An 11,697-nucleotide genomic window follows, 5' to 3' on the forward strand; every position below is an offset into this window, starting at 1 on the left:
GGACGATCGCGATTCGGTGCGGATACGCTTGGCATTCTGACGACTATGGAGCCCGATCGCCAACCATTTTTCAGCTTGACTGCTTGACACAGCAGAGGTATGATATCATGTCCGGTCGATCGACCTGATTGCTGTAGGGGCGGGTTCACCAATAATATATGCCAAAAACGGACAATCTCACAAACGGGCCCCGGCAATTGTATTATGGGCGATCGATCGGAAATTATACCATTAGTCAGTAGTCATATCAAATCCGGTAGCATCGGAATTATTCATCTCTGTATTCTCTCCCTCTGCGTTCTCTGCGCCCTCTGCGGTTAAATCATTCCGATGCAACCGGAAACGATATCATTAGTTTCAGGGTTCACCCATCGGGGGAAGCTAGAAACCCGGTTTCTACCAGTTTTGCGTTTAGTGACGAGAAATATAGGAAGAAACCGGGTTTCTGAGGTAGCGAGTGCATCCAGGGCTTGCATTTGGAGCTCCTAGTCTGAAACCCTTGATTTTCACGAAGGCCGAGACTCTCCTTTTCTCCTCTTCTCGATCGCCCTAAATCGAAATAATTCTTTACAATAAAAAAGTAACAATCCAATTAACTTTGACAAAATCCCTTGAAAATGCCTGTAAACCAACTTTCTCCAACCACAGCCCCGACGCAAACACCGACACTCGACTTTGACATAGCCATCGTCGGAGGCGGCATAGTCGGGGCCACCTTAGCCAGCGCCTTAAAAGATTCTGGATTAAAAATCGCTATAATTGAAACCCAACTCCCCGCCGCCGCCGCCGCCAAAAAACAAGCCTATGCAATCACCCTGCTATCAGGAATGATCTTAGAAGGTATCGGCGTGTGGCAGCAAATCTTACCGCAAATCACCACCTTCGAGCAAATTAGCCTCTGCGACGGCGACTATCCCGGCGTCGTCGAATTCCACCGCCCAGATTTGGGAAATACTGGCAAATTGCCCGTACCAAAAGCAGCTTTAGGTTACGTTGGCGAGCACGGAGTCATGCTGTCAGCTTTGCAAGAATCTTTGGCAAAAAACCCGAATTTTAGTTGGGTTTGTCCGGCGGAAGTAGTCGAGGTAAAATATTTAACCGATTGCGCCGAAATAGAAGTCAAACAAAACGGCGAAACTCGGACTATTCGCACCAAATTATTAGTCGCAGCCGACGGTTCGCGATCGCGCATCCGCACCGAAGCCAACATTAGCACTCGCGGCTGGAAATACTGGCAATCCTGCGTTGCTATCACTATTAAAGCAGAAAAACCGCACAATGATATCGCTTTTGAGCGCTTTTGGCCGAGCGGCCCGATGGGAGTCTTACCATTACCTGGGAACCGCTGTCAAGTAGTTTGGACAGCACCCCACGCGGAAGCAAAAGCTATGCAACAAATGGATGAAACAGAGTTTTTGACTTTGTTGGAACAGCGCACGGGCGGGCTTTTGGGGCGTTTGGAATTGGAGAGCGATCGCTTTTTGTTTCCGGTGCAGTTAATGCAGAGCGATCGCTACGTTTTGCCCAGATTAGCACTAATTGGCGACGCCGCCCACTGCTGCCATCCCGTGGGCGGCCAGGGATTAAATATGGGCATTCGAGACGCAGGGGCGATCGCCCAAATCTTGCAGCAATCGCACCAAAAAGGCGAAGATATCGGCGATTTGCGAGTATTGAAACGGTATCACAACTGGCGCAAAAAAGAGAATTTAATCGTGTTAGGATTTACCGATTTTCTAGACAGATTATTTTCCAATACTTGGCTGCCAATTGTAGCATTTCGCCGCTTTGGATTGTGGTGTTTGCGGACAATTCCCCCAGTGAGGTTTTTAGCCTTGCGCTTGATGACCGGTTTAATGGGGCGGCCGCCAGAATTAGGCGCTTAGTAAAAATCAAAGAAACCGGTTTTTTCTCGAATCTTCGCACTGTAACGAAGTATCTCGCAAAAACCAGGTTTCTGGCTACTCACCCATCAAACTAAATTCATCAATGACTGGTATATAATTAAGATTGAACAAAGCCGACTCAAAGCTATGTCAAGTACAGCCCAAACGGAGGAAAAGAAACAATGAATTTAGAGCAAGCAGTTTTAGATAAATTGCGCGAATTGCCCCCGAATCAGCAGCAAGAAGTTTTAGATTTTGCTGAATTTCTTCAGCAAAAAAACCTTCTCAAACGACCTCTAAAAAGCGTCAAAGGAATGTGGGCTAATTTAGATATGGATATCACCGAAGAAGATATTACCGAAGCTAGAAAAGAAATGTGGGGAAACTTTCCTAGAGGGGATATTTAATGACAGCCGTTGTAGCCGACACTCATACAATTATCTGGTATCTGCGGGAGAATGCTCGATTATCACAAACAGCTATGGCTGCTTTGGATACAGCATTAGCAGGAGGCTATTCGATTTATGTGTCCGCGATTTCTGTGGTAGAATTAGGCTATTTAGTGGAAAGGTATCGATTGCCAGAAGAGGCATTTGATCGGTTAATTAATGCCTTGTCCGATCCGGGGACTGGGTTAGCCATCGCCCCTTTGGATTTAATCACAGCACAAACTCTGCGTCAGATTCCCCGCGATGTGGTACCAGATATGCCGGACAGGATTATTGCCGCCACTGCTTTATCTTTGAGTCTTCCGTTAGTCACCCGCGACGCAAAAATTCAAGCAGTAACAACTATTCAGACAATTTGGTGAATATGAGGGGAATTTACCATGCAAGAAACTGAGTGGGAGTTTGCGGAAATCTGGGCCGATACTCTGATATCTCCGCCTTATATTTTGATGTTAGTTAAGGAAATTTCAGGAAAATTTTGCATCCACAACCCGGCACAAAACTATCAAGTTATCTTTACCAGTGACAATTACGAATCTGCTACAATGTGGCTACTAGAGGATGAATATGAGCGTTTGAATAGTCGGATTTTACGAGAAGTATAAAGAGATGTATCTAATAGGGATTTGATTGTGTCACCAAACTTCATTCCCCACAGCAACTCCACTATCAATCTCAGTATGAAGATTTTCTGGGGTAATCGCTTCCACTAACTCCTCAAGGGAATATCGCCGACGAGTTATAGGCTCGAGCGTCAGCCTACCATCTCTCGACACAAGCTGCACTTGGGAACCTTGAGCTAAGTTAATCTTTTTAGCTAAATGCTGTGGAATCCGAACAGCAAGACTGTTTCCCCATTTGGCGATCGTCCCAACCATAGCCTAATCCTCTAGCTAATGATATTACTCTGAGGACTTCACCCTTTTTTTGAGGATGTATATACAGAGTGTCTACAGTATAGCAACTAATAGTAAAGAAACCGGGTTTTTACGATTTTTGCCGACAGTAACGAAGTCTGTCGCAAAAACCCGGTTTCTGGCCACCCACCCATCAAAATCAATAGCCGTTGTTTTTTCGTTGGGTTTACGTTAGGATATAGTAAAGAGGTGAAACTATGCCGATTACAAATAAAAAATTTAGGTTGCGAAGCGGTGCAAATTGGACATCGTTTGAGAAGTTTCGTTTGCAGGGCGCAGAAGCACTCAGTTCGATCGCCAATGGTGTCATTGCTACTCTCCAGACAAAAACAGGACAGTACCGCATTATTGAGGAACGTGACTTTCAAGCAATGTATGGACTAGCCCGTGATGTCGATCGGCTAAGGGGAGGATTGCGTGTCGTCATCTTGGCTGTGCGGGCGGCACAAAAACACCCCGATCCAGAGAATCTTAATCTACTTGCTGAAGCAGTTGCTATGCTGGGAGATATGCCTGAGCTTCCTAACCGCAATAGCTTCGATGGATTAGTTCCAGAGAATTTCGACTTGGATGAGGATGATGAAGTGATGCTTGACTCTGATGAAATTGAGCGTCCTTTGCAATCTGAGAGTGCGATCGATTTTGATGGAAGATTTGAGAGGGTGTGAGGGAAAGTGAGCGATTTTTCAGATGAGGAGATTTATCGAGAGATTGGTGCGATCGCGAGCCAGTACGATATTCTTAAATGTGAAGAGTGTGCCAAAGCCGTGTTAAAATGGCTGGCAGAAAATAGAATTGCGGGTAAGTTACTCAGACTGAAAACAAGGTTTGATGATGAAGACTTTATCTTGAGCGAACCTATGCTCCAAAAAGGATTGGGTGAATCAATCACAGAAAACGGTACTCACTACGGTGTTGAAGTTCGAGGACGTGTGTTTGATAATCTGTCAGCACAAGGAATGTTTAGGACAGAGTGGGTGAAGGATTTTTCCTGTCCCAGCGATGAGTTTGTTGTGGAAGAGCTAGAAAACTTTGACTAGGAGATTGTTATGAGCGGACTTTTTGAAATTCTGGAGAAAATTAAAGCAAAACCAGGAATGTATATCGGACGAGCTTCTGCGAGCGATCTTTTTATGTTTATAGTCGGTTATAGAACGGCGAGACGGGAGTTGGGATTTGAACCAACAGAAAAGGAAATGGAATTTTATGGCGACTTTCAACCCTGGTTGCAAAAGCGATATGAAGTATCAACATCAGGTTCATGGGCAAGAATAATCGAGTTTTATACTAACAATGAAGAACGAGCCTTTTATCGTTTTTATGAGTTGCTTGATGAGTTTTTGCAGCGAGATAGCCATTCAGAAGTAGTGCAAGTTAAGGAAAAAGTCGGTAAGGTAAAAACTGGATAGTGAATTGTCAAGTTCTGGCCACTCGCGCACAATCAAAGAAACCGGGTTTTTTCCCATCTCTTCGCCTGTAACCAAATATTCTCGAAAAAACCCGGTTTCTGGCCACTCATCGAATCATGGTAAAATAAACATCGGTGTTACTGACAACTCCCCACAATGGAAGAAACCCGCGCCCAAGCTTATCTGCAATTGATTCAGGCACTCCTGAATTGCCCCAACGGTGAGGAACAGCAAATTTTACAGGCTAACTTAGAATTACTGGATCGCGGATTTCTGCAAGCTTGCGAGTTAGTAGCAGAAAACTTGACACAACAAGAACAGGAAAATGCAGCTAGTTTCTTGCGAAATCTGGCCAGTCAGGTAGGGCAGTTCTTGGATATGAACGATGACAAAGATAGCGATCCCTCTGAAGGAGAAAATCCTCAAGAGTATGCAAAATTTATCCTAGAATTATTGCAAGCAGAACAAGATAGCAATAGCGATATAAAAGTAATATACCCCATGCTCGCCGGGCGGCAACATCTCCTCAATGACCGTTTTGCCGAGATTTTACAGCAAGTGGCACAGAATTTTATTGCCGAACATCCCGAAGCAATTGAATCTATTCTAGGCGACATTGGAAACTTGAGTATTCATATTAGTGACTTTCCGCTGGGTAAAAGAGCGAATAATCTTGAAATTACCATTACTGGTTTTCAAATACTTTTAAATAATTCGGAACCGGGAAGCGAAAAATGGGCAGGGACGCAAAATAATCTGGCAAAAGCCTACAGTAACAGAATCAGGGGAGAGAAAGCTCAGAATATCGAAGTTGCGATCGCATCTTACACTGCTGCATTAACCGTCCTCACCCGCGATGCCTTTCCCGAATATTGGGCAACGACGCAAAATAATCTGGCAATTGCCTACAGTGACAGAATCACGGGAGAGAAAGCTCAGAATATCGAAGTTGCGATCGCATCTTACACTGCTGCATTAACCATCTACACCCCCGAGGCCTTTCCCGAAGATTGGGCGATGACGCAAAATAATCTGGCAGCAGCCTACAGTAACAGAATCAGGGGAGAGAAAGCTCAGAATATCGAAGTTGCGATCGCATCTTACACTGCTGCATTATCCGTCTACACCCGCCATGCCTTTCCCGAAAAATGGGCAATGACGCAAAATAATCTGGGAGTTGCCTACCGTAACAGAATCAGGGGAGAGAAAGCTCAGAATATCGAAAATGCGCTCGCATCTTACACTGCTGCATTAGAAGTACGCACCCGCGAAGCTTTTCTCGAAGATTGGGCCCAGACGCAAAATAATCTGGCAGCAGCCTACAGTAACAGAATCAGGGGAGAGAAAGCTCAGAATATCGAAAATGCGCTCGCATCTTACACTGCTGCATTATCCGTCTACACCCGCGAAGCTTTTCCCGAATATTGGGCTATGACGCAAAATAATCTGGCAAATGCCTACAGTGACAGAATCAGGGAAGACAAAGCAGAGAATATCAAACTGGCGATCGCATATTACACTGCTGCATTAACCGTCTACACCCGCGAAGCTTTTCCCGAATATTGGGCTATGACGCAAAATAATCTGGCAGCAGCCTACAGTGACAGAATGAGGGGAGAGAAAGCACAGAATATCGAACTGGCGATCGCACTTTATCACAAGGCTTTAACTATTAGAACTCGCGAGGCTTTCCCACAAGAACATACAGAGACTTTATCTAATTTAGGTAATCTTTACCGAAGTAACCAGCAATGGCAACTCGCTTATGATACCTATGCCCCAGCGATTGAAACAGTAGAATTTTTACGGGGCGAGATTCAATCTGGGGATGAAACCAAACAGAAATTAGCCGAAGAATGGAATAGACTTTATCTAAGAATGGTAGAAGTTTGCATCGAACTGCAACGCTACACCGAAGCTGTGGAATATGCCGAACGCAGCAAAGCCCGCAACCTTGTAGAACTCTTTGCCACCCGCGACATCAAACCCAAAGGCAATATCCCCGAAACTGTTCTCAACGAATTTTCGCGCCTCGGTCGAGAAATTGAGGCCGAACAGCGACAACTGGAAATCGAACAGATAAACCGTAACAGTAATGGTGGCAGAATATTGGGAGAACGCAGCCTCAAAATCGACAGCCTAACCACTAGCCGCGATTCTACTCATCTCACCAAATTGCGTAAACAACTCGATGAATTGATTGCTCATGAAATTACATCAATCGATCCTGATTTTAGCCTAACCCAAAAAGTTAAGCCCATCCTCTACAAAGACATTCAAACTCTGACAGGTGAAAACACCGCTATTCTTGAGTGGTACATCATAGGCGATAAATTTCTAACTTTCATCATCACCCCGCAATCCCCAACACCAATAATCTGGCAATCTTCAACAGCAGACTTTCAAGCCTTGGTAAATTGGGATAACGAGTATCGGAAAGACTACAAAGAGATCAAACCCCAATGGAAGCAAAAACTAGCCTCCCGCCTCCAAAACCTAGCTGAGATTTTGCATCTTGATGAGATTTTAAAGAATATTCCGAAACCGTGCGATCGACTGATTTTAATTCCCCATCGCTTCCTGCATCTTTTCCCTCTTCATGCGTTGCCAATCTCCCACGAAAGGGATTTTGAAAGCGGATGCACCGATGAAATCGATTCTTCTATCACTGTATCCCTGTCCAAATCCGAATCGTGCCTTCTCGACTTATTCCCTGGTGGAGTCAGCTATGCCCCCAGTTGCCAACTACTGCAACAGGCGAAACAGCGACAACGCCCTAATTTCTCTCACCTATTTGCTATTGCCAATCCTACCAAAGACCGCTACTTACTTGAACTGCAAACCGCTAACATCCGTCACAAATTCAAGTCTAATGATTTCTTGGCAAAAGATGATGCTAATAAGAACGCAATTCTAAACGCGAAACTCAGCTTTGCCAACTGCGCCCATTTCGGTTGTCACGGCAAGTTCGAGCCTGACTCGCCTTTGGAATCATCCCTGGTATTCGCCAATAAAGAACGTTTGACACTGTTGGAAATCTTTAATCTTGACCTAAATCAATGTCGTCTTGTCACTCTCTCCGCCTGCGAAACTGGATTGACAGAATCCAAAACCAGCGATGAATATATCGGCTTACCTTTCGGATTTCTCTTAGCAGGTAGCCCTAGTATGGTCAGTACCCTTTGGAAAGTGGATGAACTCGCCAGCACTTTGTTACTAATTCGGTTCTATGAAAACATAAAAACCTTGTCAACTGTTGCTGCTCTCAATGAGGCACAACAATGGCTGCGGAATTTGACCTCAGAGAAGTTGGAAGCCCTATTAAAAGAGCTCCAACCCCAAATCGACCATATATTTGAGCAACTGCCCCCAGGGATACGCAGACGCTTTGTTGATGCTCCTCAGAATGCTGCAAGAGACAGTAAGCGCCAGCCGCTTCCTTTTGCTGAAGCTCATTACTGGGGTGGCTTCACTGCGATAGGTGTTTAGCAATCTTTACAAAACTCGTCCAGATTTTTTTTACTGATGTAAATAATTATCAGTATCAGCAGTCCTGAATATCCCACAACAGGTATTAGTAAAGCCATTACAGTAGACAAACCTTGATTCAATGCGTCTTTAAACGCTGGCGTACAAATATGAGGACGCAATTTCTCGGCTGATTTTTCAAACCAGCTAGGTTCATTCGGGTTTCCTTCACCCAAATTATCATGTAATTCTCCTGTCTCAATAGCGATAGTTTCGGCTGCATATTCTAGCTTGCCTTCACACTCTTCAAGTACATCAAGAGCTTTTAGAGCATCCGGATATTCTTGTAATTGGGAGCGATACTGTTCAATTTCTGCTTGGGTAACGGTAATCATTGGGATAATGGCGATCGAATAAATGAGTAATTCTTATTTTGCCATAATTATTGTACTTCTTTTGTGTAGAAACCCGGCGGTTGAAACTGCGGCTACACAAACAAAGAAACTTCATCCCTTCTTTAGTGCCATTATATTTAGTTGCTTAGGTGGTGGAGTCTTGGGAGGGGTTGCTTTGCTAATTGCTCGTAAAGTGTTAAAACCATCATCCGCGCACACAAGTTTACCTAGTCCCCAAAATCAACTTCCCTCTGGGGATGTGTAATCGCCCTCTGCTTTCTTTGTTAATTACATTTTCGCAGTCATATTCTCGCGACTTACTGATAAATCTGTTTACTCTTTGACAACATCCATCAACTCTTCAATCAAAACATCGAGGGTGCGAGCTATTTTTTGAATTGATGTGATATCAACCGTTGCTAGTCCTTCCGATCGAGCATAGTGCCTGACTGTGCTGTACGGAACCTCCGATCGATCGGCCACATCCTTTAGCGTCCATCCTTTTTCGTCAGCCAACTCTCGGATTCGGAACCTAACTAACCCCATTCTACTTGACAAACGATAAGTATATATCGTTTAATATTTGTAATCACAAAGACGATCGCCCTCAGACCTGATAAATCAAGGGCAATCGCCTCTCTAACCATCCACTTTCGTGGAAAGGATTTTCCTATGATACCAAAAGAACTCACTTATCGCGATCGACTTAAACCTTGGTGTATAATTCGCCAACTCCCAAACTGTCAGCGGTTAACAGTCGCCCGTTTTAGTCGTCGCCCCGATGCCGAATCTTACTTGAATGCACTGCGTCGCTTAATGCCCGCAGTCCCACATACAATTGTTTTCGTAAATGCGCTGTGCGTCAATGAACTCAGCGTGCCCATACAAACACAATTGTCGATCGACAGTTAAACAGTATTTTGTAGGGTGCGGATATGTCAGAAGTTCGATCGCACTTGAGGATATTTGATGGCGACGCACCCTACGGTACTCGATAGACTAGACCTCTTGCAAAAATCCTTTTCATCAATTGATGGGACGGGCTCTTCGGCCCATCCCACAAGAGTTATTTTTTCTTGTGGGATGGGCATCTTGCCCGTCCTATTTATTTTTGCAAGAGGTCTACTTTCTAGAAAAACCACTCAATATAAAACAACTGCCGACAGCCAAAACCGTCAACAGTTGTTTTACATATTCAATGCGGATGGCGAGACTCGAACTCGCAAGGACATAATGCCACACGCACCTCAAGCGTGCGCGTATACCAATTCCGCCACATCCGCTCTTACTGGCAATCTCCGGGATTTTTGCGTTACAAGTTAAAGATTCACAGGTTGAGGTTCCTGACATTTAACTTATGACTTGCCCTTTGACACCGCCGATTTACAATCATAGCACCACTACCAGCAAAATGTAAAATAAATTTTTATGAACAATTTCTGCAAAACCATTATCCAGAACATACCGAAAGGCATTATTGTACAGAATATTGAGTGAATTAAGCAGCGAAGATGGGGTTCTCGAAAATTTTAATCGCTAATCGGGGAGAAATAGCTCTCCGCATATTGCGGACCTGCGAGGAAATGGGGATTGCCACGGTCGCCGTTCACTCCACCGTAGATAAACACGCCTTGCACGTCCAGTTGGCAGACGAAGCCGTTTGCATCGGCCCCCCCACCAGCAGCAAAAGCTATTTAAACATCCCCAACATCATCGCGGCCGCCCTGACGCGCAACGCCGCAGCCATTCACCCGGGCTACGGCTTCCTCGCCGAAAACGCCCGATTTGCCGAAATCTGCGCCGACCATCAAATTACCTTCATCGGCCCTTCTCCGGCAGCCATGCGGGCGATGGGCGACAAATCTACCGCCAAAGAAACCATGCAGCGGGTGAAAGTCCCCACTGTTCCCGGTAGCGAGGGATTGCTGGCGGACGATCGCGAAGCTTTGTCGATCGCCCGCGACATCGGCTATCCTGTGATGATCAAAGCCACCGCCGGCGGTGGAGGCCGCGGCATGAGGCTAGTCAAAGAAGCATCCGAACTCCCCAAACTATTCTCAGCCGCCCAAGGCGAAGCCGATGCAGCCTTCGGCAATCCCGGACTTTACCTCGAAAAATTCATCGAAAGACCCCGCCACATCGAAATCCAAATCCTCGCCGACAACTACGGTAACGTCATCCACCTCGGCGAGAGAGATTGTTCGATTCAGCGCCGGCACCAAAAACTCCTCGAAGAAGCCCCCAGCCCAGCCCTCACCCAGAAACTGCGAGATCAAATGGGTCACGCCGCCGTCGCCGCCGCCAAATCCATCAACTACACAGGTGCCGGCACAGTGGAATTTCTGCTTGACAAATCGGGCAAGTTCTACTTCATGGAAATGAACACTCGCATCCAAGTAGAACATCCCGTCACCGAGATGATTACAGGCCTGGACTTGATAGCCGAACAAATTCGCATCGCCCAAGGAGAAAAACTGCAAATCAAGCAAAACCAAGTAATTCTCAACGGTCACGCGATCGAGTGTCGCATCAATGCTGAAGACCCCGATCGCAATTTCCGCCCTCACCCCGGCAGAATCAGCGGTTATTTGCCTCCCGGTGGTCCCGGCGTGCGGATGGACTCTCACGTCTACACCGATTACGAAATACCCGCTTACTACGATTCTTTAATCGGTAAAGTAATTGTCTGGGGGCGCGATCGACCGACAGCCATCCGCAGGATGAAACGGGCATTGCGGGAATGCGCCATCACCGGCGTCCCCACCACCCTGGGCTTTCACCAAAAAATCCTCGATTCCCCCGAGTTTCTCAGCGGCGAAGTTTACACGAATTTCGTCGAACAGTTCTTGAACCAAAACAGTCATTAGTCAGTAGTCAGTAGTCAGTTGGCAGTAGTCAGTTGGCAGTTGGCAGTAGTCAGTTGGCAGTTGTCAGTTGTCAGTTGTCAGTTGGCAACTAACCCATGCCCCATGCCCCATGCCCCATGCCCCATGCCCCATGCCCCATGCCCCATGCCCCATGCCCCATGCCCGCTGACCAAAGAACGAGACGCAAGCCCCTGGCTTTAGACACGGGGACAAGTCGGTAGCGGTTTCAACCGCCTTCAGTTTTTGATACAATTCAAGCAGCAAGTAAGAACAACCGTCTACGCGAGGAATCATTCTAGTACGGAG

General features: G+C 46.0%; 13 protein-coding genes, 1 tRNA gene and 1 pseudogene. 10 read left to right on the forward strand and 5 right to left on the reverse strand.

Annotated elements, in window-relative coordinates; translation table 11 throughout:
- The first annotated feature begins 617 nt into the window (after nucleotides 1-617).
- The 4 genes from ACUVJL_RS32160 (at nucleotide 618) to ACUVJL_RS32175 (ending at nucleotide 2,940) form a co-directional block, all read left to right on the forward strand.
- On the forward strand, nucleotides 618-1,886 hold the full coding sequence (locus tag ACUVJL_RS32160) for an FAD-dependent hydroxylase (RefSeq protein ID WP_445249536.1): 1,269 nt from the start codon (nucleotides 618-620) through the stop codon (nucleotides 1,884-1,886).
- Between the two features lie 182 nt (nucleotides 1,887-2,068).
- Nucleotides 2,069-2,293: a DUF2281 domain-containing protein gene (locus ACUVJL_RS32165; RefSeq protein WP_445249537.1), complete on the forward strand. Its 225-nt coding sequence runs from the start codon at nucleotides 2,069-2,071 to the stop codon at nucleotides 2,291-2,293.
- Complete coding sequence (locus tag ACUVJL_RS32170; protein WP_445249538.1) at nucleotides 2,293-2,697, forward strand: type II toxin-antitoxin system VapC family toxin; 405 nt, start codon at nucleotides 2,293-2,295, stop codon at nucleotides 2,695-2,697. Before ACUVJL_RS32165 ends, ACUVJL_RS32170 begins: the two co-directional genes overlap by 1 nt.
- A gap of 18 nt (nucleotides 2,698-2,715) precedes the next feature.
- On the forward strand, nucleotides 2,716-2,940 hold the full coding sequence (locus tag ACUVJL_RS32175; RefSeq protein ID WP_445249539.1) for a hypothetical protein: 225 nt from the start codon (nucleotides 2,716-2,718) through the stop codon (nucleotides 2,938-2,940).
- A 30-nt stretch (nucleotides 2,941-2,970) separates the two neighbouring features.
- Here ACUVJL_RS32175 and ACUVJL_RS32180 read toward each other — a convergent pair whose 3' ends face one another.
- A complete protein-coding gene (locus tag ACUVJL_RS32180) occupies nucleotides 2,971-3,213 on the reverse strand; it encodes an AbrB/MazE/SpoVT family DNA-binding domain-containing protein (protein ID WP_445249540.1) in 243 nt (80 codons plus the stop codon).
- 236 nt (nucleotides 3,214-3,449) lie between these two features.
- Between ACUVJL_RS32180 and ACUVJL_RS32185 the strand changes: the two genes are divergently transcribed.
- The 4 genes from ACUVJL_RS32185 to ACUVJL_RS32200 all read left to right on the forward strand — a co-directional run bounded on the left by ACUVJL_RS32185 (nucleotide 3,450) and on the right by ACUVJL_RS32200 (nucleotide 8,150).
- Nucleotides 3,450-3,920 (forward strand): hypothetical protein, encoded by a 471-nt coding sequence (locus ACUVJL_RS32185; RefSeq protein ID WP_445249541.1) that lies wholly within the window; start codon nucleotides 3,450-3,452, stop codon nucleotides 3,918-3,920.
- 6 nt (nucleotides 3,921-3,926) lie between these two features.
- Nucleotides 3,927-4,292, forward strand: coding sequence for a papain fold toxin domain-containing protein (locus ACUVJL_RS32190; RefSeq protein WP_445249542.1), 366 nt, complete (start codon nucleotides 3,927-3,929; stop codon nucleotides 4,290-4,292).
- A gap of 9 nt (nucleotides 4,293-4,301) precedes the next feature.
- The gene (locus ACUVJL_RS32195) at nucleotides 4,302-4,661 is read left to right on the forward strand and encodes a hypothetical protein (RefSeq protein WP_445249543.1); all 360 of its coding nucleotides are present in this window, start codon (nucleotides 4,302-4,304) and stop codon (nucleotides 4,659-4,661) included.
- Between the two features lie 156 nt (nucleotides 4,662-4,817).
- Nucleotides 4,818-8,150, forward strand: a complete 3,333-nt coding sequence (locus tag ACUVJL_RS32200; protein ID WP_445249544.1) for a CHAT domain-containing protein — start codon at nucleotides 4,818-4,820, stop codon at nucleotides 8,148-8,150.
- Here ACUVJL_RS32200 and ACUVJL_RS32205 read toward each other — a convergent pair.
- Both ACUVJL_RS32205 and ACUVJL_RS32210 read right to left on the reverse strand, forming a co-directional pair.
- Complete coding sequence (locus ACUVJL_RS32205; RefSeq protein WP_445249545.1) at nucleotides 8,147-8,524, reverse strand: hypothetical protein; 378 nt, start codon at nucleotides 8,522-8,524, stop codon at nucleotides 8,147-8,149. The two genes, ACUVJL_RS32200 and ACUVJL_RS32205, sit on opposite strands and share 4 nt — an antisense overlap.
- Before the next feature lie 333 nt (nucleotides 8,525-8,857).
- Nucleotides 8,858-9,070 (reverse strand): helix-turn-helix domain-containing protein, encoded by a 213-nt coding sequence (locus ACUVJL_RS32210; protein WP_332973393.1) that lies wholly within the window; start codon nucleotides 9,068-9,070, stop codon nucleotides 8,858-8,860.
- 126 nt (nucleotides 9,071-9,196) lie between these two features.
- Here ACUVJL_RS32210 and ACUVJL_RS32215 point away from each other — a divergent pair, with 126 nt between their 5' ends.
- Nucleotides 9,197-9,436, forward strand: a complete 240-nt coding sequence (locus ACUVJL_RS32215; protein ID WP_445249546.1) for a hypothetical protein — start codon at nucleotides 9,197-9,199, stop codon at nucleotides 9,434-9,436.
- Between the two features lie 287 nt (nucleotides 9,437-9,723).
- On the opposite strand, the gene ACUVJL_RS32220 is transcribed toward ACUVJL_RS32215, so the two are convergent.
- Nucleotides 9,724-9,807, reverse strand: a tRNA-Leu gene (locus ACUVJL_RS32220).
- Between the two features lie 228 nt (nucleotides 9,808-10,035).
- On the opposite strand from ACUVJL_RS32220, the gene accC reads away from it, so the two are divergent.
- A complete protein-coding gene (accC, locus tag ACUVJL_RS32225) occupies nucleotides 10,036-11,391 on the forward strand; it encodes an acetyl-CoA carboxylase biotin carboxylase subunit (protein WP_445249547.1) in 1,356 nt (451 codons plus the stop codon).
- 63 nt (nucleotides 11,392-11,454) lie between these two features.
- Here accC and ACUVJL_RS32230 read toward each other — a convergent pair.
- Nucleotides 11,455-11,697: pseudogene (locus ACUVJL_RS32230) on the reverse strand (hypothetical protein); the annotation flags it as partial.

This window comes from Microcoleus sp. OTE_8_concoct_300 (genome assembly GCF_031383065.1).
Taxonomy (GTDB): Bacteria; Cyanobacteriota; Cyanobacteriia; order Cyanobacteriales; family Microcoleaceae; genus Microcoleus.